Annotated in this window: 22 protein-coding genes; 7 read left to right on the top strand and 15 right to left on the bottom strand. The window is 66.4% G+C overall.

Annotated features, from left to right (window positions below; genetic code table 11):
• Window positions 1-44: 44 nt before the first annotated feature.
• Window positions 45-1,121, bottom strand: a complete 1,077-nt coding sequence (locus tag DCE93_RS12490) for an NAD-dependent epimerase/dehydratase family protein (RefSeq protein WP_108596163.1) — start codon at window positions 1,119-1,121, stop codon at window positions 45-47.
• Between the two features lie 191 nt (window positions 1,122-1,312).
• On the opposite strand from DCE93_RS12490, the gene DCE93_RS12495 reads away from it, so the two are divergent.
• The 3 genes from DCE93_RS12495 (at window position 1,313) to DCE93_RS12505 (ending at window position 3,856) form a co-directional block, all read left to right on the top strand.
• Entirely contained in the window at window positions 1,313-1,828 is a 516-nt protein-coding gene (locus DCE93_RS12495) for a nucleotidyltransferase domain-containing protein (protein ID WP_108596164.1), read from the top strand.
• A gap of 35 nt (window positions 1,829-1,863) precedes the next feature.
• Window positions 1,864-2,166 carry a HepT-like ribonuclease domain-containing protein gene (locus tag DCE93_RS12500; RefSeq protein ID WP_146185001.1) on the top strand — a complete coding sequence of 101 codons (303 nt, stop codon included), beginning with the start codon at window positions 1,864-1,866 and terminating at the stop codon, window positions 2,164-2,166.
• Window positions 2,167-2,299: 133 nt separating this feature from the next.
• Window positions 2,300-3,856: a DNA recombination protein RmuC gene (locus DCE93_RS12505; RefSeq protein ID WP_244284168.1), complete on the top strand. Its 1,557-nt coding sequence runs from the start codon at window positions 2,300-2,302 to the stop codon at window positions 3,854-3,856.
• A gap of 424 nt (window positions 3,857-4,280) precedes the next feature.
• Here DCE93_RS12505 and DCE93_RS12515 read toward each other — a convergent pair whose 3' ends face one another.
• From DCE93_RS12515 to DCE93_RS12530, 4 genes are read right to left on the bottom strand one after another with little or no spacing between them, the layout of a single operon-like run.
• Window positions 4,281-7,625 (bottom strand): DEAD/DEAH box helicase family protein, encoded by a 3,345-nt coding sequence (locus tag DCE93_RS12515; protein ID WP_108596771.1) that lies wholly within the window; start codon window positions 7,623-7,625, stop codon window positions 4,281-4,283.
• Window positions 7,626-7,633: 8 nt separating this feature from the next.
• Entirely contained in the window at window positions 7,634-8,710 is a 1,077-nt protein-coding gene (locus tag DCE93_RS12520) for a PDDEXK family nuclease (RefSeq protein ID WP_108596167.1), read from the bottom strand.
• 3 nt (window positions 8,711-8,713) lie between these two features.
• Entirely contained in the window at window positions 8,714-9,853 is a 1,140-nt protein-coding gene (locus DCE93_RS12525) for a restriction endonuclease subunit S (protein WP_108596168.1), read from the bottom strand.
• A complete protein-coding gene (locus DCE93_RS12530; RefSeq protein WP_108596169.1) occupies window positions 9,850-11,304 on the bottom strand; it encodes a type I restriction-modification system subunit M in 1,455 nt (484 codons plus the stop codon). Before DCE93_RS12530 ends, DCE93_RS12525 begins: the two co-directional genes overlap by 4 nt.
• A gap of 599 nt (window positions 11,305-11,903) precedes the next feature.
• Here DCE93_RS12530 and DCE93_RS12540 point away from each other — a divergent pair.
• Together DCE93_RS12540 and DCE93_RS12545 are read left to right on the top strand one after the other, a co-directional pair.
• On the top strand, window positions 11,904-12,791 hold the full coding sequence (locus tag DCE93_RS12540) for a YDG/SRA domain-containing protein (RefSeq protein ID WP_108596171.1): 888 nt from the start codon (window positions 11,904-11,906) through the stop codon (window positions 12,789-12,791).
• On the top strand, window positions 12,788-13,195 hold the full coding sequence (locus DCE93_RS12545) for a (deoxy)nucleoside triphosphate pyrophosphohydrolase (RefSeq protein ID WP_108596172.1): 408 nt from the start codon (window positions 12,788-12,790) through the stop codon (window positions 13,193-13,195). Before DCE93_RS12540 ends, DCE93_RS12545 begins: the two co-directional genes overlap by 4 nt.
• 220 nt (window positions 13,196-13,415) lie before the next feature.
• On the opposite strand, the gene DCE93_RS12550 is transcribed toward DCE93_RS12545, so the two are convergent.
• Window positions 13,416-14,681: a coiled-coil domain-containing protein gene (locus tag DCE93_RS12550; protein ID WP_108596173.1), complete on the bottom strand. Its 1,266-nt coding sequence runs from the start codon at window positions 14,679-14,681 to the stop codon at window positions 13,416-13,418.
• Between the two features lie 96 nt (window positions 14,682-14,777).
• Between DCE93_RS12550 and DCE93_RS12555 the strand changes: the two genes are divergently transcribed.
• Window positions 14,778-15,932 (top strand): DUF2510 domain-containing protein, encoded by a 1,155-nt coding sequence (locus DCE93_RS12555; RefSeq protein WP_108596174.1) that lies wholly within the window; start codon window positions 14,778-14,780, stop codon window positions 15,930-15,932.
• Between the two features lie 14 nt (window positions 15,933-15,946).
• Here DCE93_RS12555 and DCE93_RS12560 read toward each other — a convergent pair whose 3' ends face one another.
• From DCE93_RS12560 to DCE93_RS14930, 9 genes are all read right to left on the bottom strand, one after another.
• On the bottom strand, window positions 15,947-16,897 hold the full coding sequence (locus DCE93_RS12560; protein WP_108596175.1) for a DMT family transporter: 951 nt from the start codon (window positions 16,895-16,897) through the stop codon (window positions 15,947-15,949).
• A 76-nt stretch (window positions 16,898-16,973) separates the two neighbouring features.
• Window positions 16,974-18,323, bottom strand: a complete 1,350-nt coding sequence (locus tag DCE93_RS12565; RefSeq protein ID WP_108596176.1) for a coiled-coil domain-containing protein — start codon at window positions 18,321-18,323, stop codon at window positions 16,974-16,976.
• Between the two features lie 129 nt (window positions 18,324-18,452).
• On the bottom strand, window positions 18,453-18,878 hold the full coding sequence (locus tag DCE93_RS12570) for a guanosine-3',5'-bis(diphosphate) 3'-pyrophosphohydrolase (protein ID WP_108596177.1): 426 nt from the start codon (window positions 18,876-18,878) through the stop codon (window positions 18,453-18,455).
• 483 nt (window positions 18,879-19,361) lie between these two features.
• Window positions 19,362-20,105, bottom strand: coding sequence for an IclR family transcriptional regulator (locus DCE93_RS12575; RefSeq protein WP_244284169.1), 744 nt, complete (start codon window positions 20,103-20,105; stop codon window positions 19,362-19,364).
• Between the two features lie 130 nt (window positions 20,106-20,235).
• On the bottom strand, window positions 20,236-21,432 hold the full coding sequence (locus DCE93_RS14830; protein ID WP_244284170.1) for a hypothetical protein: 1,197 nt from the start codon (window positions 21,430-21,432) through the stop codon (window positions 20,236-20,238).
• 361 nt (window positions 21,433-21,793) lie between these two features.
• The gene (locus DCE93_RS12585; RefSeq protein ID WP_108596773.1) at window positions 21,794-22,348 is read right to left on the bottom strand and encodes a dihydrofolate reductase family protein; all 555 of its coding nucleotides are present in this window, start codon (window positions 22,346-22,348) and stop codon (window positions 21,794-21,796) included.
• 187 nt (window positions 22,349-22,535) lie between these two features.
• A complete protein-coding gene (locus tag DCE93_RS12590) occupies window positions 22,536-23,324 on the bottom strand; it encodes a hypothetical protein (protein WP_108596179.1) in 789 nt (262 codons plus the stop codon).
• A 142-nt stretch (window positions 23,325-23,466) separates the two neighbouring features.
• Window positions 23,467-24,633, bottom strand: a complete 1,167-nt coding sequence (locus tag DCE93_RS12595; RefSeq protein ID WP_108596180.1) for an RtcB family protein — start codon at window positions 24,631-24,633, stop codon at window positions 23,467-23,469.
• 134 nt (window positions 24,634-24,767) lie between these two features.
• A complete protein-coding gene (locus DCE93_RS14930; protein ID WP_276329503.1) occupies window positions 24,768-24,896 on the bottom strand; it encodes a hypothetical protein in 129 nt (42 codons plus the stop codon).
• A 164-nt stretch (window positions 24,897-25,060) separates the two neighbouring features.
• Between DCE93_RS14930 and DCE93_RS12600 the strand changes: the two genes are divergently transcribed.
• On the top strand, window positions 25,061-25,489 hold the full coding sequence (locus tag DCE93_RS12600) for a hypothetical protein (RefSeq protein ID WP_146185002.1): 429 nt from the start codon (window positions 25,061-25,063) through the stop codon (window positions 25,487-25,489).
• Window positions 25,490-25,527: the final 38 nt, after the last annotated feature.

Raw genomic sequence — 25,527 nt, forward strand, 5'->3', positions numbered from 1 at the left:
TTCGCATCCCGGTACGGGTTTCCGCAAGAGGGCAGCACAGCACGTCAGTGCGAAAGCGGCGGCGACGCCGGAAGCCGCGCGCCATCGCCGAGGCCATCGAGCAGCTCCCGCAGCGCCGCGGTCGAACTGTGGCGGGGCTCCCACCCGAGCACCGAGCGCGCCCGCTCGGTCGACATCACCGGCACGTTCGTGGCGATGTCGATCCAGCCCGGGTCGGATGCCTGCAGGCGGAGCTTCCACGTCACCCACATGATCGACCGAAGCACCGCGAGGCGCAGCGGGATGACCTTCCGAGCGCCGAGCACCCCCGCGAGTGCCTCGGGATCGAGCACCGGCTCGCCCGCGATGTTGAACGCCCCGCCGGCGAGCCGCTCGATGATGCGCGCGAACGCGTCGGCGAGGTCGTCGGCGTGCACCGCTTGCGACACCACCTGCACGGGAACCGGCAGCACGGGCGTTCGAATCCGCCCGAGCCACCGCGTCGGGAAGTGCGCGCCGAGGAACAGCCGCCCGACCTCGCTCGCCGCGCCGCGCTGGAAGACGAGCCCCGGCCGCACGCGAGACACCACGATCTGCGGATGCCTCGCCTCGAACTCGTCGAGCGCCCGTTCGTTGGCGGCCTTATGCCGGCTGTAGTGCGAGGTGTGCACGCCGCCCGTCGGCCAGTCCTCGCCGACGCGCGACCCCTTCGGCCCGCGACTGTACGCACCCACTGAGGAGGACACGATCACGTGCGGCACGCCGGCGGATGCCGCGGCGGCCAGCACGTTGCGCAGTCCGACGACGTTGGTCGCCCACATCACGCGTTCACGGTGGTTCGGCTGCAGCAGCCAGGCGAGGTGCACGACGGCATCGGCGCCGGTGAGGATGCCGGCGAGGCGTTCAATGGCGTCGGGCGCGGAGACATCCGCTTCGTGCCAGTCGACGCCTGCGTAGGGTGTGACCGTCTCGTCAGGGCGGCGGCGCGCGACGCCGACGAGCTCGTGGGCGTCGGCGGCCGCTCCTGGGCCGGCGATGTCGCTGCCTAACGTGTGGCGGCCCTGACTTTCGCCGCCTTGGTGCAGTCGCCGCAGGATCGCGGTGCCGATGTTGCCGGTCGCTCCGACGATGACGATGCGCATGGATGCCTCCGTTCGCGTAGACGGCACGCTACGTCACGGGGCGGCAGCGTGCGCGGGGTTGACGAGTGGGCACGCACCCGTCTTGGAGCGGATGCCGCGTGGCTTGCGCGCCGGGGTAGAGCTCGTCGAGTAGCCCGAGCGCGCGCACATCATGTACATCTTTGTGTACATGATGAACTATTCTTGGTCTCATGACCAAGACCGCACCGACCAGTGCCGAGGTCGTGCCGGTAGCTGAGGCGCGCGCCGCACTCTCGGGTGTCCTTCGCGAGTTCCGCGATCGCGGGGCGGATGCCGCCCCGGTGATCATCGGCTCGCACCGCCGACCCGAGGCGGTGCTCGTGCCCTACGAGCGATTCGTAGCAGACCTGCTCGGCGTCGAGCGTGCCTCATCAGCTGAGTTCGAGCGAGGAGAAGGCCACCTGCTCGACGATCTCCGTCGCCGCCGATCGCTCGTCGAACGCCTCGCGCGCGCCAACCGCATCGCGTCAGTCCGAGTCTTCGGTTCAGTCGCACGTGGCGACGAGACGTCGTCGAGTGACGTCGATCTCCTGGTCGAGCCGCAAGATGACGCGTCGCTGTTCGATCTCGCTCAGTTCGAACTCGACATGGAGTCACTGTTCGAACGGCCGGTTGACGTGGTCTCCCGCCGCTCGCTCGACGCCGTCCGTGATCGAGCCATATTCGACGAAGCGATCGCTCTGTGAGACGCGCCGATCGCGTCGACCGCTGGCTCGCCGACTTGAACGCCACGCTCGACGCCGCGGCCGATTTGGTCGCCCGGGGACGCGAGGAGTTCGACGGTGACCCCGCTCTGCCGCTCGCTTTCGAGGCGCTCTCCAACCGAGTCGGCGACCTTTCGAAGCGCCTGACCGCCGCCGACCCAGCACGTTTCGACGATCCGATGTGGCCCCAGGCGGCCCGCAGCCGCGATTTTGTCGTGCACCACTACGACCGTGTCGACGCGCACACGCTCTGGATCACGGTGTCGCGGAGCTTCCCCGAGCTGCGCCGACTCCTCGAGCGCCTGTCGCTTTCGCCGTGATACGCCTCTGACCCGCCGTCGGTTCCGTGTCGGTGTCCAAGTGCCCCCAGAACAGGGGCACTTTGCTCATCAAGGTCGGGCGCTCGCCGTATGCTCCTCATGCGCGAGCAAAGCGCGTCTACCGAGGAGAGCTGTGGAAGCGATTGCCGTTGTCATATCGACGTTGAGCCTTACCCTCACCGTTGTCGTACTCATCGTTGTCTTGCGTAAGCAGCGCGTCACGAGCTCAAACGCCGACCTGGAGATCCTTTCCGCACTGCGCGAGGAGGCCCGCGTTGGATGGAACGACATCCGACCGGAGTTCACGAACCAGCGCACCGAACTCCGCCAGCTCTTCACCGAGCTCGATGGGCGAATGGCGACCGCGTCAACGGCTCAATCCACCGAGTTCGCCCGAGAGCGTGAATCCCGTCTGCAGTCCAGCAATGACCTGCGAACTGCCGTCCACGCGGGTCTCGGTGACCTGGGCGAGAAGTTCAATGCCTCCTCACATGAAGCACTCCTCGCACAGGGAGCACTGAAAGCCACCGTTGAGGAGCGATTCGAAATACTCCGTGCTGCAAACGAGGCCAAGCTCGAACAGGTACGGGTGACCGTTGAAAAGCTGAAGACTTCGCTCGATGAGGCACTGCGCCAAAACGCAGAACGGATCCAGGCGCTCTCCGCATCGAACGTCGAGAAGCACACCGAGCTGCAGGCGTCGATGCGCCAGGAACTCGACAAGCTTCGCGCTGGCAATGAGACGAAGCTCGAGCAGATGCGAGCGACCGTCGACGAGAAGCTGCAGGGAACTCTCGAAAAGAGACTGGGCGAATCGTTCGAGCTCGTCAGCCAGCGTCTCGAACAGGTTCAGAGCGGGCTCGGAGAGATGAAGAGTCTCGCCACCGATGTGGGCGGCTTGAAGCGCGTACTCACCAATGTGAAGAGTCGAGGAACGTGGGGTGAAGTGCAGCTCGCACGACAGCTCGAGGACCTGCTGACACCCGAACAGTACGAGCAGAACGTCACGATTCGACCCGACTCCCGAGACAATGTGGAGTTTGCCATCAAGATGCCCGGTCGTAACGATGACGATCGTGCCATCTATTTGGCGATCGACTCGAAGTTTCCGCAAGAGGACTACGAACGATTGTTGGATGCCCACGACGTGGGAGACAAGGTCGAAATCGAAACCTCAGCGAAGGCGCTCGAGCGCGCAATCCTGTCACAGGCAAAATCAATCGCGTCCAAGTACATCGAGCCGCCGTTCAGCACCGACTTCGCAATCATGTACTTGCCAACTGAGGGCCTGTTCGCGGAAGTGGCGCGACGCCCTGGCCTCGCGACAAAACTGCAGAACGAGCTCCACGTCTTGGTAACTGGCCCAACAACGCTCGCTTCTCTCCTCAATAGTCTGCAGATGGGCTTCCGGACCTTGGCGATCGAGAAGCGAAGTTCTGAGGTATGGCAGGTTCTCGGAGCCGCAAAGGCCGAATTCCAGAAGTATGGGTTGGTCTGGTCGAGGCTCGAGAAGCAACTTCAGACCGCGCAGAACACCGTCGCTGACGCGGGACGCCGAACTCGAGCGGTGGAGCGAAAGCTGCGCAACGTCGAGACGATCGAGCTCAGCTCTGGCGGGCAGACTCAGCTGATCGATGGGATCTTCCCGGATGGAGACGATGACGAATTCGGACTCGACGAGGCGAGCTGATCGGGATAATCTGCACTCCGCGCAACCTCGTGTTCCGGGGCCGGAAGCGCTCGATGTGAACCGGACCTTGCGCGTCGAGATCCTCGCCGCGCCGACGTCGCGCCCGAGTAGCGTGCGCGAGAGCGTCGTCTTGCCCGCCTTGGTGTGCGAGATGAGCGAGAGCGAGACGGTGCCGGCATCGAGGCCCAGGATGTCGGTGCGGTCGCGCTGCGATTGCATCACGCCGTCGGGCCGAGCGGATGCCGCGTGCTCGCTCACCCGTTAAGGGGCAGCGCAAAGAGGCGCCGGAGGGGTGAATCCGGCTGTGACGTTGGCTTGGCTACACCGACTTCGGAGCCGGTGCGACGGAGGCAGCGACGCTGAATCCGACGCGGCGCTCAGCCCTCGAGGTTGGGAAGCACCGACTTCCGCGCTGGCGCCGCAATCACGCCACGCTTGGTACGGCGGTCTCCTTGATATGGCGCAGTGTGCCCACGATGACCTCGATGTCGCTGCTGGGGAATACGTAGTCCGGGCCGGTCGGAGCGTGGTCGGTGTAAGGAGACTCGAAGAGGCGGCCTGGTTCCATGACGCCGTTCTTCGTCAGTTCGTCGACTATGAGGCTCACGAAGCGGACCTGATCGGCCGTGAACCGCGTGCTGTCCAGGTAGCCCTCGAACGCCTCGATGGCAGTGGAGCGGTCGAGTCCAACCAACTGTCGGACGAATAGCCCGAGCCCGCCCTGCTCGGTGGCCCAGACGATGTCTACCGGCTGGCCGCCGGAAGCGACCAGCATCCCCTCCAACTCGGTGAGGTCGTCGGGTGTAAGTTGCCTGTTGCGTCGAAGGCGCTGCAGCGCGACATTGTCGAGGTGTTCGCGGAGATAGGCCTCGGCCTTGGAGCGGAAGCGTTCGAAATTCGTGCCAGGTGTCACCCGAGGCAGTACCACCTCGACACCTTCGCCGAGGGTGTCTTCGAAGTCGGTGTACACGGGGTTGCGGACGGTCTTCTCGATGAAGCGCACCAATCCGCGGACGCGCAGGCGCGCGAGCTCGAGCAGTGGGAGGGTGACGTCGATCCACCAATCGTCGCCTGCCACCGATTCCAGCAGCACCGCTTGTTCGGCAACGGACGGGATTGTCGTCTTGCCAACGAGAGTGGATGCGATCTGCTGGATGGTCTCTCGCACCCGTTCCGCGATCACGGCGTCGCCCTCAAGTTGCGCGAGCTGGCGGCGCAGGATCAGCAGGTCGAACCGCTTGGCGTCCTCATCGTTGTCTCGAACAGTGGACGGGAGGCCGGCCAGGGTCAACAGCGCGCCCGAGTCCTCACGAGTCGCGGATGTCCATGCCTTGGCGTCTGAGTACTTCTCGACGGTCCGTCGATGCGGACGCACCATGAAATTGTCGAGGGTCATGCCGGCGACGATCTCGTGCAACGTGGACACAGTCGACACGCGAAGCTCCGGGTCCGATTCCCCGAGGGTGGTGACGAGCCCGAGGCGTGCTTCGAAGATCCGCTGAGACAGGGACTTCTGTGTCTGGCCTTGCGAGCCGGGAAAATCCTGGCTGAAGTACTCGAGATTGCCGCAGAAGTCGAAGACGAGGAAATCCTGCTTGTCCTGGCCCGGATCGAACACGTCGGGGCACAGCCTGGTGCCGCGACCGATCATCTGCCAGAACTTCGACTTCGAGTGGACTGTCTTGAAGAACACGAGGTTGAGCACCTCAGGGACATCGATGCCGGTGTCGAGCATGTCGACGCTAATCGCAATGTGCGGGGCCTTGTCCTTGATTGAGAAGTCGTCGATGAGGGATTGCGCGTAGGGGGTGCCGTGGGTGATCACGCGGGCGAAGCGTCCGGCAAGTTCGGGGAAGGCGATGTCGAATCGCTTCTGAATGAACTCGGCGTGCTTCTGATTCTTCGCGAAGATGATCGTCTTGCCCAGCCGGTCGTTGCCGGCAACCTTGTACCCCTGTGTCATAAGGGTCTCGAGCACCTTATCGACGGTGTCTTCGTTGAAGAGGAATCGGTTGAGTTCCTCAGCGCCGATCTCCTCGGGCGCGCCGTCCTCGCCCCAGTCGAGGGCGTCCCACTCGTACTTCTCCTCTTCGCTGAGTTCGTTGTACCGGATGCCGGAGCGGAGGAACTTGGTGCCGACGCTGATTCCCTTCGGCGGGACGAGGTAGCCAGCGTCGACGGCTTCGTCGAGGGAGTAGTTATCGGTTGGGATTCCGTCTTCAAGGTGGAACAGACGGTAGGTGTTGTGGTCGACCTCGTCTTTCGGCGTCGCTGTCAGCCCCACGAGCATGGCGTCGAAGAAGTCGAAGATCGCGCCGTACTTCGCGTATACGGATCGGTGAGCCTCGTCGATCACGATGAGGTCGAAGTGTCCCGGTCCGAACCGCCGTTTTCCCTCGCCGTCCGCGTTGATGAGGTTCATCATCGTCGGATAGGTCGAGACGTAGACGCGTCCCTCGGCGGCCTTTTCGGTGACGAGATTCACGGTGGTGGACCCGGGCAGATTCTCCTTTAATGCGTTGGCGGCTTGCCTAACGAGCGCGGTGCGATCGGCAAGGAACAGCACCCGTTTGACCCAGTTCGCCTTCTGCAGCAGGTCGACGAGCGCGATGGTGGTGCGCGTCTTGCCCGACCCGGTCGCCATGACCAACAGCGCCTCCCGCTGCCTACGATCGAAGACGTCTCCAACGGCCTTGATGGCGCGCACCTGATACGGGCGGCCCGCGATATCCGTGTTTACCTCTGCCATGGACAGCGCCGATTTCGTCTGCCGGCGCTGGATGAGAAGCTCAAGTTCGTCGGAGGTATAGAAGCCCTGGGTCTCCCGGGGAGGGTAACCTCCAGCATCATCCCAGATCCGGTGCTCGTACCCGTTAGTGAAGAAGATCACCGGGCGGCGACCGAACTGCGCCTCGAGACGATCGGCATACAACTTCGCCTGCTGCTGACCGATCTCTGGCGACTTCGATGTGCGCTTGGCCTCCACGACCGCCAGCGGCAGGCCGTCAGCCCCCCACAGTACGTAGTCGACAAATCCCGAGCCGCCGGCGTTGGGCATGCCGGTGACTTCGTACTCACGGTCACGATCCTGGTCCAGTGGCCAGCCTGCTTCATGGAGCAAGACGTCGATGAAGAGATCGCGCGCGGCAGCTTCGTCGTACTCGCGAGTGTCGGGGGCGACAGATGCCTGGGCGGCTGCGATCCGCTCCTGCAGCTCCGTGATCTGTGCCTCGTGCGCGGCGAGGCGATCGTCCTTCTCCGCTAGAGCGCGGGCGTGAGCTTCGTCCTGCTCGCGGAACTTCGCCGCGAGGCGAGTGATCTCCTCGCGAGACAGGGGCGCCGCCTTTGCCGCCAGGGCTGGATCGAACTCCGCCCGCAGCGGGACGACGTCAGGGCGAGCGGAATGGTGGTACGACGCCCATACGGCGACGTGTAACAGTTCACGCAGAACGGCAAGTGACACGTCTGCGCCAATCTGGCGGCTGTCATGCACCGCCGTGTTGGCGATGCGGCGGATAGCCGTCAGCTTCTGCGTGATGCGCGGCGGCACTTCGGTCCTGAAGGCCGCGTCGCTGATCTTGGCCGCGAGATCGTCGCGGTAGGGCGCCCGCAGTGAGAGCACGTCGTAGAGGTAATCGACAAGCCTCTCGATGACACGGCGGCTGTAGAAGCAGGCAGACCGGGGATCCGACGACAAATACGACTCAGCGCGGGCGCAATCGTCGTGTAGCGACGGCACTGTCGCTCGAACGAAGTCGAAATTCCCCATACGAATGCTCACTCACCGTCGGTGTGGATGTCGAACTGCTGACCGAGTCGATCCAGAGTGAACTCCTGCCGAAGCTTGCAGGCGCTGTTCTGGTTCGCGAAAAGTCCCTTCTCCCAGTACGCGTCCTTCTCAGGGACCGTGTCGATCCACTCGACTGGCACGACCCACTCGTCGTCGTCATTAGTCTCGGCGTCGCGATGCGGGTACGAACCGACGAGGGACTGCGTCGCGAGCGGCACCGGCACGCCTTCCCCCCCTACTCGCGCGTCGCTGAAGCGGGCCGCTGGCCCCACGACCGTGCCGACGCCGACGTATCCGGTCTGCGGGATGTTGACCCATACCCGCGCCCCTTCCGGAAGGGCACGGATCGTCTGTGTATAGAATTTTCCGCCTCCGGCGGAGACGAAGCCGAGCCGGCGGGCGTCGTCCCACGACCGGTCTCCACCGAACGACACGTACCAGTCGAGCCCGTTCCACGTTGCACGCTTCGACGTCGACTTCGTGATGCTGCCGGAGGATCTCTCGTCGGATGCCGCGAGCCACGACCGCGCGAGATACCGTCGGTCTTCGTCCTCGATGTAAGTGAAGAACACGGCGTTGATTGGTACACCGAATCCGCGCAGATACGAGACGATGCGCTCCGAACTGGCGTCCAGGGCGGAGGCGACCACAGTGAGCTGCAACTCACCATTGAGTTCGTCCGGCGGTGCGACGCCGAACGCCTCCTCGAACGACGCTTCGAACGGCTGGCCAAGGTACTTCTCGGCGATATCGATGACATCCTCACGGGAGAGCGTCGACACCCATGAGCCATAGTCAAGCACCTGAGCGACGACCTCTCGCGGCGTGCGATCGCGCTTGAGTTCGAGCACGTGCAGATTTCCGTCGGCATCAATGGCCAGCAGATCCAGTCGCTTCCCGTATGGTGTGATGACCTCACTGCCGATGACTAGCAGCGCCGTTCCCAGCAATGACGGGTCCTGCCTGAGAAACTGATGGAGTTCGCTCTCCGTATGAAGCGCGGCCGCCGTCAGCGGCTTCGGGCTTTCGCCGTCGATGCGCCACATCCTCATCTCAACGGGCATTGATCACACCTCCCCTCGGAAAACGCGGGACTCGAGAGATGCAAAGAGCGCCTCGTCGGCGGCGAGGGCCCGTTGGACGGCGGCACGCTGCCTAATGACCGCCCCGACACGGTCAGCGTATCTGCGCTGCAACTCAATCGGTGGGGCGAGCACCGTGACTGATTTGAAGGCCGATTTGCTGACGAGACCCTTCATTCCCCCTGTTGACTTCGCCCGAATGAGTTCTGGGGCGGTCTTGAGCTGTCCGAGAAGGAAGGCCGTGTTGACCCTGGGTGTTGGCAGGATCGCGTTGATCTGCTGGTTGAAGGCAACGTCACGATCGGTGAGTGAGGCCTTGCCGATACTGCCTGGGCTGCCGGCGATGCAGGTCACGAGGATCGAGCCTGCCGGAGCAACCCGACCACGCTTCCTCCCGACGAGAGATAGTCCCTCGGAAGCCCGCGTAGGAAGGTCCCCACCGAGGTTGTCAGACTTTATCCACTCGATGTCATGTCCGAAGTTGCTCGAATCAGCTCTTAAAGGCGAGTTTCCGGTCATCACCTGAGTTAGCGCTCCGATCGTCTTCTGCGGAAGCCCCCGGTTGTTCAGGACCGGGTCGCCGAACATATCGCGGAAGATTGCCTGGGTAAGGTAGTCAAGGTGTGAGAGAACCTGACGGTGCTTGGCGCGGATGGCGTCGGCCTGGTCGAGGATTGCGGCGATCCGCCGCTGCTCGTGGAGCGGCGGGAGCGGCACCGGAAACTTCACCAGCTCTGTCGGACTCAGTCGCGGCAAGTTGGCGCCAGACGTCCGCGAGGCTGCGAAATCGACCATGCTCGGCTGCGCCAAGTAGCGAGCAAGGTACCCGCGATCGAGGTCTCTTCCGGGGCGAATTGGAAGGATATCGGTGCTACAAACCCCAGCAAAGGTGGGGCGGCTGACCTTACCGAGATTGGGGCGGAGCTTTCCAAAGAGGACGTGCTCGGACGTGAACCGGAACTTTGTGCTCGTGGGCCTTGCGCCACCGACAGTGTCGTGGCCGATGATCCGGCCGCCTCGCTCGATGTGCTCCAAGCCAATGTAGACGGTGTCGGGAGCGACGGATCCGGGGTCGACTCCCTCTCGGTCGATGGTGGCGACATCGCCCAATTCGACGGTTCTCACGCGAGCATCGCCTTCAGCTCTGCAAGACCCTGGGCAATTTCGGCATCCAACTGCTCGATGTCGGTGATGATGTCGATCGGCGCGCGGTGCTCAATCTCGTCGTGGACGATTTCCTTGTAACGATTGAGCGAGAGGTCATACCCCTGGCCGACGATGTCGGACTTCGGCACGAGGAAGCTCTGCGCCGTGCGGGCGCGACCCTTCTCGGCGGCCCGATCCTGCCACCGTGCGAGCACGTCGGGAAGATCGTTCGCCTCAACAGGGTTGCGCTTGTCGTCGAGGGAGAACCCGTCGGCCTGCACGTCGTAAAACCAGACGTCGTCGGTGCCCCCCGAGTTCGTCTTGGTGAAGAACAGTATCGCGGTGGACACCCCCGCATAGGGGCGAAAGATTCCAGTGGGGAGCTTGATAACCGCCTCCAGCTTCTGGTCCTCGACTAACGTCTTGCGCAGCACCTTGTGAGCGGTCGTCGACCCGAACAGCACGCCGTCCGGAACGATTACGGCCGCGCGCCCTCCAGGCTTGAGGAGCTTCAGGAATAGGGCGAGAAAGAGCAGTTCAGTCTTCTTTGTCTTCACCGTGCGCTGCAGATCCTTCGCGGTCGACTCGTGGTCGAGCGAGCCGGTGAACGGCGGGTTGGCGAGGATAAGCGTGTACTTCTCGGCGTCCGCTGCCGCGCCTTCGGAGAGCGAGTCGCGGTATCGGATGTCGGGGGCCTCTATACCGTGCATCAGCATGTTCATGCTGCCGATACGGAGCATGGTGGAGTCGAAGTCGTACCCGTGGAACATCGACTGGTGGAAGTGCGACCGTTGCACGGCGTCAAGGAGTGCGTCGGCATGGTTGTCGCGGACGTACTCGCTCGCGGCGACGAGGAACCCGGCAGTGCCACAGGCTGGATCGCATATCTCGTCATTGGGCTGCGGGGCGGTCATCCTGACCATGAGCGCGACGATGTGACGCGGGGTACGGAACTGGCCGTTCTTGCCTGCAGAAGCAATCTGAGAGAGCAGGTACTCGTATAGGTCGCCGTTGGTGTCGCGGTCGGCCATCGGGATGTCGTCCAGCATGTCGACGACCTTCGACAGCAGCGCTGGTTTCTGGATGGTTAAGCGGGCGTCCTTCATGTGCTCGCTGTAGGTGGTGCCGTCGCCGAGCCCGCGAAGGAACGGGAACACCTCGTCGGCGATCGTCTTGTGCAGGACCTCCGGTTTGGTGTTCTTGAAACGGCTCCATCGCAACTTTTCCTGGTCAGGGCGAAATACTGGATTCTCGATCCCGCTACCGGTTACGCGAGCCTTCTTCTCCGCGAGGGTCTGGATGTCGTCGAGGCGGCGGATGAACAGCAGGTACGTGATCTGCTCGATGACCTCAAGCGGGTTGCTAATGCCCCCGGACCAGAAGGTGTTCCAGACGTGGTCGATCTTGCTCTTCAGTTCCCCAGTGATCACAGGAGCCACATTAGTTGGGGCGGCTGGTATTGCGGACGCTGGGGCTTCCTTGCCGCGGAGGATCTGGGCAGCTCATTCTCCTATCCGGCTTCTGTCGAGACATGCATTCACTGAAGCTAGTCGAAGCCGCCGTCTAGATAACATGTCCGCCGAGGGTGCCGCCAGCAGGTCGCTCGAGCCGCCGCGGCGACCGGCCCCCGAGGCCTTCCCGTCCCACTGGTCGGGGCCATGCTGCGGGCGTGAGGCGTCGACGTCGCGCTGCGCGAGCTGAAGGGCCTCGCCCGCGAGGTAGGCGACGCGACGGGCGATCGCCATGGCCTCCTCGCGGTGGTCTTCGCCGATGACGGTGACGGTCGCCGCGGGCGCGCCGAGGAGGATGAAGCGACGTGATCAGCAAAACGGCGGCGCACCTACTTATTCGGGACGACGGGACGCGGCGAGTTCCCGCGCCCCCTTCATCTTGGCTTTCGGTGGTGGGTACGAGGCGTGAAGACTGACCCTAGGACTGGGGTGTCCTTTCCCGGCTGGATCACGCAAAGGCCCCAGATTGGGGACAACCACGCCGCAGCTTTGAGTCATGGATGGTGCAGGCTGGCTGAGTGAGCAGGTTCTTCGGTACCCCCGACGGCGTTCAAGTAGGCCAGTTCTTCATCGACCGCCGCGAGCTTCAGCATGCACAGGTGCATCGGCCGGGGCAGGCAGGAATCAGTGGCACCGGCAAAGAAGGCTCTGATTCGATCGTCGTTTCGGGCGGATACCCGGAGGACGTGGATCATGGTTCCTACATCATCTACACCGGGCACGGGGGGCAGGATCAGAGAACGCGGCGCCAGATAGCCGACCAACGTATCGATGCCCCGGGAAACGCAGGCCTCATAACGAGCATGGTGCGAGGCCTGCCGGTGCGGGTGATTCGCGGCTATCAAGCTCGCACGGTCTTCTCACCGCCGGCAGGTTACGTGTATTCCGGGCTTTACACGGTCACCTCCTGGCAGACCGTGAAGGGCCGAGACGGCTTTCAACTCATCATGTTCAGACTCGATCAGATCGAGGATCACGTCTCTGTAGAGCCTGCACCTCTCGTGGAATCTGACGCAGAGTTCCGTCAGACGACCATTTCGCGCCGGATCCGTGACAGCGCGATCGCCCGAGAGGTCAAGAGCCTGTACTCGAACGCCTGCCAGGTGTGCGACATACAGATCGAAGGATTCGGAGGTCGCTCCTACTCGGAGGGGGCGCATATCCGACCGCTCGGTCGGCCCCACCTCGGCGCAGATTCGAGAGCGAATCTCCTTTGCCTCTGTCCGAATCACCATACGCAGCTCGATATCGGAGGCATGTACATTTCAAACGACATGGTGGCAATGGATGCGGCCTCGGGCCAATCCATCTCCCTCCTTCGATGGCGCAAAGACCATCGAGTCGATCCTGCAAACATCGCGTATCACCGGTCACTCTGGATACCCGAACTGAGCGGCCCGCGATGATACCTGTCGTCCTAGAGGTTGTCGCGGCAGCCATCATTCTGGATGACCGGATCTTCGCTTGTCGACGTGCGCCGGGCCGAGCCTCTGCCGGCTGTTGGGAGCTGCCCGGAGGAAAGGTGGAGCCTGGCGAATCACCGCGCGACGCCCTCAGACGGGAGATTGCGGAAGAACTCAGCGTCACCATCGTGACCGGGGCGCTCATCGATCGGAGCCAGACAACTGTCGGCGATCAGGTCATTGACCTCGCCACATACGAATCTCGCATCATTGGGTCTCTCCCCACCAGAAGCACCGATCACGACGAGCTCGGGTGGTTCACTCGGTCCGAACTCCGAGGTCTTCAGTGGGCGGCACCAGACCTGCCGGCTGTCGTTGTGCTGGCCTCCAACGGCAATCCTGGCTAGGCGCCTGCGCTGTTCACGCCGACCGACTCGAACGTCTCCACCGCATCGAGGATGCACCGCCGCGCGGCGCAGCGCTTCCGTCGATGCCTCGAGTACGAGGTTGCCATGCCCTGCCCCGCTCTGTCGCATCGACACTCGCTCGAGCTTGTGATGCCACCCTTTAGCTGACCGATCCCGCCGACGGGGGGGTCGAGTCTCGGCTGTCGAGTCGACGCGCTGTTCACGCCAAAGACACGCGGCGAGCACGCGACCGGTCGCGACCCTGCCACCGGCGCGCATCGTTATCGCGCCGGGCGAGGTGCAGAGCCTCGCTCGCGAGAGACGCGACACGCAGGGCCATCGCAATCATCTGCTCTCGGTCATCACGCCCCGTGACCTTGACCGTCGCCGCCGAGATGCCGAGCGAGTGGCTGAGGTCGACGCGGATGCGCTCGGACTCGGCCAGCCGCGTCAGGGCCTCGGCGCCGATCCAGCCCGGGCGACCGACGACGACGTCGCGGGCCATGTCGAGCTGACGATCCGCGGCCTCGATCGCACGGCGCACCTGGGTCATCGAAGGAACCGGATGCGTGGCACGCTCGCGGGCCGCCGCGGTCGCGGCATCCAGCACCGCGTGCGCCTCGCGCAATCGGCGCAAGTGCGCGAACGGGTCGGTGTTGACGCCGACCGCCGGGAGGGAGGCGAGCGCCGCCTGCAGCTCGGCGATCGCGTTCGCGACGCCGCGGGAGCGGGGCTCCTCGAGCGCGACGGCGAGGTCCCGACGGGATGCCTCGACGATTGCAGCCAGCGTGGCCTCCGCTCGCAACGCCTCGACCTCGAAGGTCTCCACCGCATCGAGCAGGGTCGCTGCTCGCCGCACCGCTTGCGTAGACGCCTCGAGCGCGAGGTGGGCCTGCTCGCGCCGCCCGGCCTCACGCCGTCGCTCGGCCACGCCCACGCTGTGCTCGGCGAATCCGAGCAGCTGCTCGGCCTCTGTGGGGTGGGCCTCCACATGGGTGAGCGCCTCTCGCGCATAGCGGGCGGCAAGCCGTTCGATGGTCTCGCGCGCGTCAGGGATGCGGGTGCGCAGGTGCGCGGCATCCGCTCGCACGCCGGCGATGATCTCGGGAGCCTGCCGCGCTCGCGCGACCCGGTCGGCGAGCGCGGAGGCCTGCTCATCGAGTGCGTGCTCGGCCCGCTCGCACAGCTGGAGGATGCGCACGTTGCGCGCCCGCACCTCGTCGGCAGTGCCGGGGATCGCATCGTGATTGAGCCGGTTCAACCGGAACGCGTCACCCAGGCTCCTGCGCGCTGAGACCAGCGCCGCTGCCGCCATCGCGGTCGACGCGGAACCCAGCTCCGCCTCGGCGAAGCCGAGCTCGTCGGAGGTGACCCGGATGCGCTCGTCGGCGGCGAGCAGGGCGGATGCAGCCCGCTTCGCCAGCTCGGCGTCGTGGACTTCGAGTTCGTGCGCACCGAGTCGGCGCCTGACCTTGAACCCGGCCATGCTCCGATCCTATGTTCGCCGCTCGGCGCCCGCTACGGACCGGGGAAACCGCGATCGACCAGTGCGGTGCGCCGCCCGCTCTGTCACCATCGAGATATGAGCGACCCGACGAGGGCGCCCGCCGGGTGGTACGAAGACGGAACCGGCGGGCGGCGGTACTGGGACGGCGACGCCTGGACGCAGTATGTGGCGCCCGGCCCCGAGACCGTGCCGCCGTCGCAGCTCGGGCCCGAGACGGCGGCCACCGAGGTCTTGCCGACGGGCGGTGACGGCCCGACGATTCCGTTCGTGTGGGGGTCGCAGGGGTCGGATGCCGCGGGGTACGACTCCGGCGACGCCGCGACCACCCCGTACGCGGCGACCACGCAGGCCGCTCCGGCCGCTCCGTACGCCGCGACCGCGCCGACCACCCCGTACGCCGTCGCGCTCGGGCACCCCGATGCGACGACGCAGAGCTACGGCGCACCTTCGACGACGGTGCTGCCGGGGCATCCGTTCACCGAGCCGTCGAGCCCCGGGCCGAACGTAGTGGGCATCATCGCACTCGTGATCGCCGTCGTGGGGCTCGTGTTCGCGTTCATCCCCGCCGTGAGCGGCGTCGCCTGGATCCTGGTGGGCGTCGCGTTCGTGCTCTCGATCATCGGCTTGTTCGTGCGCGGTGTGAAGTGGCCTGCGGTCACGGGGCTCGTCGTGTCGATCATCGCCGCGGTCGTCGGGCTCGTGATGTTCGTCGCCTTCCTCATCGGGTCGGTCGGCAACGCGATCGACGACATCGACGAGGCGATTCCCGACGTGCCGGCGCTTCCGCTACCCGAGCCCGAGCCCCAGCAACCCGAGGCGCCCGTCGCGGGCGAGCTCGCATTCGGCGAGACGATGACCTGGGACGATGGCGTCGCGCTCACGGTCTCTGCGCCCGAGCCGTACACCCCGAGCGACTTCGCGGTCGGCGCGACGCAGGCGAACCACGTCGTGTTCACCCTGACGATCACCAACAACTCGACGGCGGATCTACAGGCCCTGCCGCTCCCGACCGTATCGTCGGGCGATCAGAGCGTGAGCCAGATCTTCGATATCGGCAGCGAGGTCTTCGCCTCAGGCGACGACGTCGGCTTCCCTCCGGCCACCGCGATCGAGCCGGGCGCATCCGTCAGCTGGCGGGCCGCCTGGTCGGTCGACGACCCGAGCTCCCTTACGATGCAGGCCGCGCCGAGTCTCCTGTATCCGGCCGCGACCTTCACGAACGCACCGTAGCGAGCGTTCCCGGCTTATTCGACCGCGCGCTCCCGGTTCGACGGCTCGGTGCCCGGCTCTGCGCCGACCGCCTCCGGCCCCGCCGGTGCGTCGGGCGCGGTCGGTTCGAGTCGACGGCGCGTCACGAGGAACGAGCCGAGCAGCACGAAGACGAACCCGACGATCGTCCACACGGTGATGCGCTCCCCGAGCACCAACACGCCGGCGGCGACGGCCACGGCCGGGTTCACGTAGGTGATCGTCGTCGCCTTGACCGGCCCGATCTCCGCGATCAACCCGACCATGAGCAGGAACGCGAGGGCGCTGCAGACCACGGCGAGCACGATGATCGACACGATCACCGCGGGGGACGGCATCTCGGTCGGCCAGCCGCCGGTGAACAGCACGAACGGGATGTAGATGACGGCGGTGGCCGCCAGCGACACGGCGACGACCCCGACGCCCGGCAGGTCCGACATCCACCGTGCCAGGATCGCCGGACCCAGCGCGTAGCCGACGACCACGACGGCGATCTCGGCGACAGCCCCGAGGTCGGACCCCGCGACATCCAGTCCCACCAGGGCCGCGACACCGAGCATGCCGAGCGCGATGCCCAGCCAGTTGACACGCGAGAGCCGAGCAGGCCGGCCCATCGCGAACGCGACGGCGACACCGGCGAGCGGCACGGCGGCGAGCAGCAGTCCAGCGGTCGAACTCGGCAGGCGCTGCTCGGCCGAACTGAGGAAGTACCACGGCAGCACGATCTCGACGATCGTGTAGGCGAGCATCGGCTTCCACCGCCGCACCACCGTCACCACCTCGCGCCGGAAGAACGCGAGCGGCATCAGCAGGATGGCCGCGAGACCCGCCCGCGCGAGCACCACCATCCCAGGCTCTAGCTCGCCCACCGCCACCTTGATGAAGAGGTAGGGGATGCCCCAGGCGATGCCGAGCGAAACGAACAGGATGAGTCCGCGACGAGTCACTCGCCCATTCTGATGGGTGCCGCCGACAGCCGCCGGCGCGGTGCTGCCGAGTGAGCGCGAATTCCTGCCGAGACGGTCAGTCGAACATGCCGTCGAGGAGGCCGCCGATGACGAGTCCCCCGAGGATTCCGCCCATGACGTCGGATCCGCCGCCGCCGCGTCGACCGCCGCCCCAGCCCTGGCCGCCCCACTGCCCGGGGTCTTGCGGGCGCGACGAGTCGATGTCTCGCTGCGCGAGCTGCAGCGCTTCAGCCGCGAGGTACGCGACCCGTCGGGCCATCGCCATCGCCTGCTCTCGGTGATCCTCATCGATGACGGTGGCGGCGGCCGCTGACGTGCCGAGATAGCGGTCGAGGTCGATGCGGATGCGCTCGGACTCGGCGAGCCGGGTGCGCGCGTCGGCGCCGATCCAGCCGCGGTGACCGGCGATGACGTCGCGGGCGACCGCGAGCTGCCGGTCGGCGTCGTCGATGGCGTGGCGCACGTGCTCGAGCGGCGGAATCGGGCGCGCCGCGCGCTCGCGGGCCGCCGCGATCGCGGCATCCAGGCCGGCATTCGCGTCGCGCAACGTGCTCAGCTGGGCGAACGGATCGGTGTTCACACCGCCCGGCGGAAGGGTGGCGAGAGCGGCTCGAAGCTCGGCGATCGCGGTCGTGACGCCGGGCGTCTGAGGTTCCTTGAGCGCGACGACGAGGTCGCCGCGGGAATCCTCGACGATCGCCGCCAACGTCGACTCGGCCCGCAGCGCCTCGACCTCGAAGGTCTCCACCGCATCGAGCAGGGTCGCCGCCCGGCGCACCGATTCGGTGGATGCCTCGAGCGCGAGGTTGGCCTGCTCGCGCTGCCCGGCCTCACGCCGTCGCTCGGCCACGCTCGCACTGTGCTCGGCGAATCCGAGCAGCTGCTCGGCCTCGGCGGGGTTGGCCTCCACCTGGGCGAGCGCCTCTCGCGCGTAGCGGGCGGCGAGCCGTTCGACGGTGTCGCGGGCGTGCGGAATGCGGGCGCGGAGGCGCGCGGCATCCGCTCGCACGCCGGCGATGATCTCGGGAGCCCGGCGCGCTCGCGCGATCTTGTCGGCGAGGGCCGAAGTGCGCTCGTCGAGCACGTCTTGCGCCCACTCGCACAGCTGCGCGATGCGTGCGTTGCGGCTCCGCAGCTCTTCGGCGGTGTCGGGAATCTCATCGTGATTGAGCTGGTTCAAGCGGAACGCCTCGCCCAAGTGCTGCCGCACCGCACTGAGTGCCACGCGCAGCTCCGCGGTCGCGTCGGGCCCGAGCTCGGCCTCGGCGAACACGAGTTCGTCGGTGGTGACGCGCACTCGCTCGTCGGCGGCGACGAGGGCGGAACCAGCCCGTTTCGCCAGGTCGGCGTCTTGGGCTTGGAGCTCTTGCTCGTCGCGTTTTCGCTTGCCCCAGAACCCAGCCATGCCTCGATCTTAAGGCCACCGCTGGGAGGCTGCTGATGCCATTCGCAAGCGACCGGCCAGTTCCGTCGAGCGACGCGACGACGCATCGCTCGACGGCTCACCTGGAGCGCGGCAGCTCAGTCACCCGCGTCACTCCCCGCCGAGCGCCGCCCGCGCGCGCCGGTACTTCTCCGCAAGCCGCACCTGCGCGTCGTGACGCAGCCGCCGCACCCGCCACGGCGCGCTGTCGTCATCCAGCGCGGCGAGCTTCACCCGACGCGCCACCGGGTGCCGGCGGATGCGCGCGTAGTACTCGTCGTCCGAGGCATCCGGAGCGCGGGTGAGCAGCCAGACGATCTCGACGATCTCGAGCAGCACGCCGGCCCCGAGCAGTTCCCGCGCGGTGACCCCGGTGTCTTCGAGCACGTCGTGCAGCCATGCCGCCGCAGCCGGCACCGGTTCGGCAACCGGATCGAAACGCTCGGCCACCCGCCCAGGGTGATCGATGAACTCGGCGCCGACCAGGTCGAACTGACCGCGGTGCGCGGCGAAGGCGATGCCCTTCGCAAGCTCCACCTGCGAGTCGACGTCCGGCCGAGACTGCGGTACAACCGTGTCGGCCGCTGCAGCGGCCGACACGGCGACGCGAATCCTGGTTACGGTCGCATGCACCGCGCAAACCTCCGGCTCGACATAGCTGCCCCCATCACCACGTCCTGCCGTCGATCCCCGGCGAGCGCGCTCGCCCGGTGCGGGTCGCGCGGGGGGAAAGACCCGAACTCTCCCCCCCACGCCCCACCCATCGCATCCACGGCACTCTGACCACGACCGTCCCCCAACGGTGGGTCCACCACGGATGTGATGTTGCTGCTGTGCAGCCACGCAACTCTGTCGCGTGATGGCCACGCTACGGGGCTGTCGCTCACATGACAACGGCTGAGATTTCAGATAATGAACTGTTCAACCGAGGGCGTTCTCGTGGGCGTGCACAGCGCGCCGGAATACCCGGTCAGCGGCCGATTCGGCGCATCCAATTCAGCCGGGTTCTCGACAGGGATCCTACTGAACGATGCGGTCGGCGCCGACCTGCAGCGAGAGCTTCGCGGCGGCGGCGCGGAGTTCGAGTGCGAGCGCGTCGTTGAGGGCCGCCGAGGCGTGCGTCGGCACCGCGACACCGAGCGACGCCGTGATGCCCCCCGCCCGCACCGGCACAGCGATGCAGGTGTCGCCGATCGAGTACTCCTCGCGATCGAAGGTCTTCTCGCGCGAGCGCTCGAGCTGGTCGAACAGCACCCGACGGTCGCGAATCGTATTCTGCGTGAGTTCGGCGAGCGGATGCCTCGACACATAGTCGAGCCGGTCCTCCTCGGGCAGCACCGCGAGAATCTGCTTTCCGAGCGCCGTCGCGTGCGCGCTGCTCTGCAGCCCGACCCAGAAGTCGACTCGCGGGTTGAGCTCGACATCGACGATGTCGACGAGCTCGACCTCGCCGTCGTCGAAGCGCGTGAGGTACGTGGTCAGTCCGAGCTCTTCGCTGACGCCGCGCAACGCCGTGCGCACACGCGAGACGAACACGCCCTGCGGCGACGTATCCCCCTCGCGGAATGCGGGGAATCGATCGCCGAGCAGCAGCCCGTCGGGTTCACGCGCGAGGTACCCCTCGTGCACGAGCGTGCGCACCAGGTTGTAGGTCGTGCCGTGCGTGAGCCCGCTCACCGAGGCGAGGGCCTTCACGGGCATCGGTCGCGATGCATTCGCGATGATGTCGACCAAGCGCAGTGCGCGCTGGACGGAACCGATCAACGTCGGATCCGATTCTCGAGCTCTCGACATCGCTGCTCCCCCTTTGGCACATCGTAGCGCGCGTTCAAGCCGATGAAGCGGCAATCATTCCGCCGCCCATCGCCCCCCGAGGAATCGCGGTGCGATCAGGCTATTCGCCGTCGAGCGCTTCACGTGCATGGCGGTACTTCTCGGCAAGACGCACCTGCTCCTCGTAACCGAGACGACGCACCCGCCACGGTGCAGAATTGTCATCGATATCGGCGATTTTCACGCGCCGGGCCACCGGGTGACGACGGATTCGTGCGAAATACTCGTCGTCTGCGACATCCGGCGTTCGGGTGATCAACTGCACGACCTCGACGATCTCGGGCAGCACGCCCGCCTCGAGCAGCTCCTGCACGGTCACCGAGGTGTCTTCGAGCACGTCGTGCAACCACCCCGCGGCCGCCGAAACCGAATCGGTCAGCGGGTCGAATCGCTCGGCCACGCGGCCCGGATGGTCGATGTACTCGGCGCCGACCCGGTCGACCTGGCCGCGGTGCGCGACGAACGCGATGCCCTTCGCGAGCGACACCTGCGCGGCGGCATCGGCCGCGCGGGTCGAGTCCGGGGCGAGCGCGGCGGCGCGGGCGGGCGGCGCGGCGTGGGCGGGCACGTGCGTGTGCGCGGCCGGATGCGTCGAGGCGTGCGCCACCGCCGACAGCGCGACGGGCATCGGGGTGACATTGGTCGGCATCACGGATGCCTCGGGCTCGACCTGCTCGAACCTGCTCGATCCCATCACCGCGTGGTACTCCTCGGTCGTCTCGTCGTCATCGTCTTCTTCGTCTTCAGCTTCGGCTTCTTCGTCTTCAGCTTCGGTTCCATCTGGTGGTTCGAGGGCGGCGGCCGTGGTCATTTCGGGCTCGGGCTCGGCCGCTGCCGCCTCGGCGAGCGGATCGCGCCCGAGCACGGGGCGCACGAAGTTCAGCTCGGCCTGCAGCTCGGCCATCTCGCGCGAGTCGAGCTCGAGCAGCGATCGGGCGTTGCCCTCACGCCGGCGCACGAAGTAGTCCTCGTCGACCTCGGTCAGGCGCTCGCCGTCGCTCGTCGTGAAGTAGCGGCGCCGTCCGTCATCGGTCACCGGGATGATCACCTCGACGAACTCTCCGCTCGGCTCCTCGCTGCACAGGTAGTAGCGCTGCACATCTCGCGGAGAGGGGTGCCTCCCCCACTCCGGTGCCGGAATCCGCCGCGGGCGCAGCGTGCCTCCGTCGTCGGCGCTGCGGCGACCAGCCCGCGACGCGAGTTCGTCGGCGGACGCACCGAGCCCGGGTAACGGCTGGTCGTCAGCATGGGTCGTCACTCGGGCTCCTGGGCTGCGCACCGACGGTGGGAATTCGACTCGGGCGACGTCGGGTGGGGGTGCCGGTGCGTTCCTCCGATGGTAGGGCGGTTCGCCGCCGGGCGCATGTCTCACTTGATGCCACCGGCGCTGTCGATGAGTGTGCCGAACGCGATATGCCAGTTCCCCCTCAGTGATGAGGGGGAACTGGCATATCGGATTCCTGAAGCATGAGCGCGTTTCTGAGCACAAGAGCACATGAGAGCGCGAGTGCATGAGCGCACGTGCGGAAGAGCGGGCGCGGCATCCGACACCGTTGCCACACGCGGAGCGCCGCGGCATCAGTGATGCCCGCGGAATCCGTGATGCCCGCAGCATCCGCTCAGCGCACGACGTCGAAGACCTGCTTGATCACGCCGTTGGAGTAGGCCTCGCACTCGACGAGGTCGAGGCGCGTGTGCGGGTCGCCGCTGCCGAAGAGGCGCTTGCCGTCGCCGAGCAGGATCGGGAAGACGAGCAGGTGGTAGCGATCGACCAGCCCAGCAGCGGCGAGGCCCTGGGCGAGGGTCGCGCTGCCGTGCACGAGGATCGGGGCTCCGTCGCCCTGCTTGAGCTTCGCGACGTCGTCGAGCGAGCGCAGCACGTGGGTGTTGTGCCACTCGGGGTTCGACAGGGTGCTCGACACGACGTACTTCGGCATCTCGTTGTACTCCGCGAAGTCGTCCATCGACGGCCAGACCGGCGCGAACTCGTCGTAGCTGACGCGGCCGATGAGCATCGCGCCCGCTTCCAACTGCTCGCGCCCCTTGATCTCGTAGGCCTCCTCGACGAACGGAACATCCTTGAACGTCCAGCCGGCCCGCGGGTGCGAACCGCCACCGGGAGAATCGATGACGCCGTCGAGGCTGATGAACTCGGTGACGATGAGAGTGCGCATGATGATGAAGTCCTTCCGAGTCGGTATCTCCGCTCTCATTCTGACGTCGAACGAGAACGCGCGAGATCGACATCTGCGCGCATTCCGCAGCTCATGAGCCGACGTCGCCCGAACGCAGCAACTCCCCGATCACGCGTGCCGTGACCGGGGAGCCTTGACGATGCCAGACGAGCTGATGCCAGACGAGTTACTGATGCTGAACGCGACGACGCGCGATCGTGAGCACGGAAATGGCGGCACCGGCCAGCAGCAGGATCGCCGCGACCAGACCAGAGTGCAAGGGAGCGACGCCAGTCTCAGCGAGCTCGGCCGATGCACCCTTCGCCGTGGCCGGAGCCACGACCTCGACGGTGACCGATGCGGTCACCCCGCCGATCGTCGCAGTGATCGTGTGCGGACTCGCCGTCGGGAAGGTGACGGTCTGCCCGTTGACGACATCGGTGCCGACCGAGCTCGTGAGGACGGCGGCGCTGCCGTCGATCGGTGTGCCCCAATCGTCGACGCCGGTCACTGTGAACGTGAGCGACCCACCCTTCGCGACGCTCGGCGCGCTCGGCGTGATCTGCAGTGCGACCGGGTCACCGACGACGGTGAGCTCCGTCACGCCGTACTGGGCGCCCGATCGAACGAACACGGCGCGCGGCCCGGAGGATGTGGCCGTCACGGTCAGACCGTCCACAACGTCACCGGCAGCGTCGGTGCCGAGGGTGTAGGTCAGCTCCGGCTGGGGATCGAGCGGCGCACCTCCCTCGCTCGCGAGGACGGTGACCTCGAACGTCACCGGCACACCGGGCTTCGTGACGGCATCGCTTGGCGAAAGCAGGAGCGTATTGGTCTCTTCGACCGGCGGGCTCGGAGGCGGCGAGGGGAAGCCGGGGAACTCCTCGGCCGATGCCGGTGCGCCGAAGGCACCGAGACTGAGGAGGGCGGCGAGGCCGAGGGCGAGGGCGGGCGCGACGATGCGACGTGAGATCACGGGCGGAGGGTTCCTTTCGGAGAATCGGTCAACCGAAGCTACCCGACGCGGGTTCGCCGCGTATGCCCCTCGAGGTGGGGGGTGCCGCGGCTCGCGCGCCTCCGCAGAGACACGCGAGCCGCGGCATCCGCTCGCTCGGTGATCAGTCGCCCTTCACGTTGACGAGCTGCCGAAGCGTGTGCCGCACGGTCACGAGTGACGCGGCATCGGCCATCACCCGGTCGATCGGCTTGTACGCCTGCGGGATCTCGTCGATGAACGCGTCGGTGTCGCGGAACTCGATGCCGACCATCGCCTCACGCAACTGCTCGTGCGTGAAGCTCTGCCTGGCCTTCGTTCGCGAGAACGAACGCCCGGCACCGTGCGGCGAGGAGTTCAGCGACATCGGATGCCCGAGCCCCTCGACCACGTACGACGCGGTGCCCATCGAGCCGGGGATCAACCCGGGCCGACCGGCATCCGCCTGGATCGCCCCCTTGCGGGAGACCCACACGCGCTTGCCGAAGTGCATCTCGCTCTCGGTGAAGTTGTGGTGGCAGTTGATGCGCTCCTGCTCCTCGACCGCCGTGCCGACCCACTCGCTCACCTGGCGGATGACGCGGTCCATCATCTCCTCCCGGTTGAGGAGGGCGAAGTGCTGCGCCCACCGGAGCTCGGCGATGTACCGGGTGAACTCGGGCGTGCCCTCGACGAGGTACGCGAGGTCGGGGTCGGGCAGCTCGATCCACCACTGCTTCGCGAAGCGCTGGGCGACCTTGATGTGGTGCTGGGCGATCTTGTTGCCGACGCCCCGGCTGCCCGAGTGCAGGAAGAGCCACACCCGGTCGGTCTCGTCGACCGACACCTCGATGAAGTGGTTGCCGCTGCCGAGCGAACCGAGCTGCTCGCGCCAGTTGCCCGCGTACGCGGCCGGGTCGAAGCCCTTCGCCTCGGCGAGCTCCTCGAGCTCCGCGATGCGCGGCTCGGCGGTCGCGACGATCTTGCGGTTGACCTTGCCCGCCGAGAGCGGGATGGCGCGCTCGATCTGCTCCCGCACCGCCCGCCGGTCGGCGGGCAGCGCGGAGCCGGCGAACTGAGTCTTGACCGCGATCATGCCGCAGCCGATGTCGACCCCGACGGCCGCGGGGATGATCGCCCCGAGCGTCGGGATGACCGACCCGACCGTGGCGCCGAGCCCGAGGTGGGCATCGGGCATGAGCGCGAGATGCGGGTAGATGAACGGCATCGTCGACGAGGTGCGGGCCTGCTCGACGGTCTTCTCGTCGATCAGGCTCGCCCACGAGACGAGCCGCTTCGTGATGGTCTCCATGTTCCTTTCCTGTCTTGCGTGTGCGTTGCGTTGATCCGGGGGCCCGAGGCTCCCCGTCGCGCGCAGACAGAGAAACACCCCGGGCCTCGACCGGCACGGGGTGACGAGAATCGCGGGCGTATGCCGCGTCGGCGTCAGTGTGCCGGGTCGAGAACCTGGTCGAGTTCGCGATTGAACAGGGTGCGCTGAATGAACAGGGCGCGCTGCGGGGTCGCGGGCTCGATGTAGGAGGCCTCGCTCGTGCGCTGCAGAGACACGGTCATGGCCTTCCTCTCAGATTCCGGGGATGCCGCGCGGAGTGCGCAGCCTTCGAACACTAGTGGGCGGGATGCCTCGAGTGCAATGCCGGATTTCGGTCGCGCGAATCCGTGTCGACCCGGCACCGTACGACCTGCGTGCAGCGGGCGATCCGCTCTACGATCGCATCATGGGCTATACCCGGGATCCTGACTGGTCAGACGGCGCGGATCGACCCGACGGGCCGTGGTGGACCGGCGACGACGTGGGCGGCATCGGCTTCGCCCGATTCTTCGCCTACACGGGGCTGCTCATGGCGATCGCCTCCCTCGTGCTGGCCATCGTCGCGCCGCTCGCAGGCGACGCGCTGCGCACCGTCTGGATCACCGGCTTCGCCGCGGCATCGATGTGGCTCGCGTTCATGGCGATCCCCCGGTATCGGGCGGAGCTCGTGCGCGTCTCGTGGGCCGTGCCGACCACGATGGCGCTCGGCGGGCTGACGATCGCGATCATGATCTACGCGTTCGCCGCGATCGCGTTCGCGTCGGTGGGCGTGCAGCTGCCCGCTCCGGGGCACTGGTTCGGCGAGCCGGCCGGCCCGACCGGCATCACGGCCTGAGCGGCGCCGACGCGCGGCTTGTCACCGACGCCCTGCAG

It is taken from the genome of Agromyces badenianii (genome assembly GCF_003070885.1).
In the GTDB taxonomy this organism is placed as follows: Bacteria; Actinomycetota; Actinomycetes; order Actinomycetales; family Microbacteriaceae; genus Agromyces; species Agromyces badenianii.